Origin of the sequence: Mesorhizobium sp. Cs1321R2N1 (assembly GCF_037179725.1) — a bacterium.
Lineage (GTDB): Bacteria > Pseudomonadota > Alphaproteobacteria > Rhizobiales > Rhizobiaceae > Mesorhizobium > Mesorhizobium salmacidum.
Genome location: NZ_JAPYKP010000309.1, coordinates 1 through 1,413 on the forward strand (window position 1 = coordinate 1; position 1,413 = coordinate 1,413).

The following is a 1,413-nucleotide window of genomic DNA, read 5'->3' on the forward strand; positions in this document are numbered from 1 at the left end:
GCTGGCCGCCGTGGCCTGCCCGGTCGTGCTTCTGGCCAGCGACCGCGTCAGGCGAGCCGAAGCCGAGGAGGCGGCAACCGAGACCGGCGCCTGATGCTCTACGGTGCTACAGGCCGAGGAACTGCCGCCCGATCAAATAGCCCAGCGCCGCCACGACGAGCGGGAACAGCGCCGGCGCGACCTTGCCGAGGAAGGAGACGCTTGTGTCCCTGGGCGGCACATAGCGTCCATTGCCAAGATTCTTGGTCATTGCGTACCCCACGCCATCGGATAATTAGCAGATGCTTATTGACGCATGGCCGAATTAACGGGTTGCAAAGAAATTCGATCGAATAGCCGACCATTGCGCGGCGCCCACAGCCTGTTTGTCGCTGATCCCGGCGCACGCCGCCCCGGCTACAGACAAGATACAAGCGCTTCGGCTAAAGTTCCGCCGGACGCGTCACCAGGGGGAGAACCGAAATGAGCAAAGCCAGTTCAACGCCGGCCGGGCAGCCGAGGCCCGCCAATCCAAGACAACTGGCCGAGATCGCCAGCTACCACGCCCACATCTACTATGACGGGCAGGCCGAGCGGCAGCATGCCGAATGGCTGCGCCAGCGCATCGCCGAACGGTTCCGCGTGCGCCTCGGCAATTGGCAGGACGGACCGGTCGGCCCGCACGGGCAGGCCATGTACCAGGTCTCCTTCGCACCCGAAATTTTCGCCACGCTGGTTCCCTGGCTGATGCTGAACCACCAGGGCCTGAGCATCCTCATCCACCCGAATACCACCAACCCCAAGCGCGACCATCTGGTCGACCCGATCTGGATCGGCCGGGCGCTGGAGGTGCATGGCGAGGTCCTGGGCGAGGAGCATGAGGCGGAAGAGGCGCTGGAGGTGAATACGGAGCCGACGCTGGAGGCTTGAGGTGCCCGCGATGAGGTGGCCGTTTGGCGCTCTCGCGGTTTGATGATCCCATTGGGGAATGACAGGATGAAACCCTTGGCCGCTGAAACCTTGCCCTATCTGTCATCGGCGCTGCTCGACCGCCTGTCGATCTCGACAGTCGACATGGTCGACGAGATCGAACGCCAGATCGTCGGCCAGAGGCGCGGCGAAGTCTGGTGCGCGCCGAAAGCGGTCGTGCTGCCGGGCGACGACCGCTACATCATGGCGACGCTCGGCGTTGCGTCCACGCCGCCCGTGCTGGCCACGAAATCGCTGGTCGTCAATCCGAGCAACGCCGGGCGCGGACTGCCCACGCTCAATTCGCTGATCACGCTGCTCGACGCCGAAACCGGCCTGCCGCTGGCCCTGGTCGACGGCAATTGGGTGACGGAGAAGCGCACGGCCGCCTTGAGCGCCGTCGCCGCCAGGCGCATGGCGAACGGCGATGCGTCATCCCTGGCCTTCATCGGCTGCGGCGTGCAG

At 65.3% G+C, this 1,413-nt stretch carries 2 protein-coding genes and 1 pseudogene; 2 read left to right on the forward strand and 1 reads right to left on the reverse strand.

Annotated features, from left to right (window positions below):
- Positions 1–106 precede the first annotated feature (106 nt).
- Positions 107–250: a hypothetical protein gene (locus tag O7A61_RS32200; protein WP_337133174.1), complete on the reverse strand. Its 144-nt coding sequence runs from the start codon at positions 248–250 to the stop codon at positions 107–109.
- A gap of 212 nt (positions 251–462) precedes the next feature.
- Here O7A61_RS32200 and O7A61_RS32205 point away from each other — a divergent pair, with 212 nt between their 5' ends.
- The gene (locus tag O7A61_RS32205) at positions 463–909 is read left to right on the forward strand and encodes a DOPA 4,5-dioxygenase family protein (protein WP_337133175.1); all 447 of its coding nucleotides are present in this window, start codon (positions 463–465) and stop codon (positions 907–909) included.
- A gap of 66 nt (positions 910–975) precedes the next feature.
- Positions 976–1,413, forward strand: a pseudogene (locus O7A61_RS32210) (ornithine cyclodeaminase family protein); the annotation flags it as partial.

What these genes read in the sequence shown, in the direction of transcription:
- O7A61_RS32200 (WP_337133174.1), bottom strand. Translation starts at nt 250, where the DNA reads ATGACCAAGAATCTTGGCAATGGACGCTATGTGCCGCCCAGGGACACA.
- O7A61_RS32205 (WP_337133175.1), top strand. Translation starts at nt 463, where the DNA reads ATGAGCAAAGCCAGTTCAACGCCGGCCGGGCAGCCGAGGCCCGCCAAT.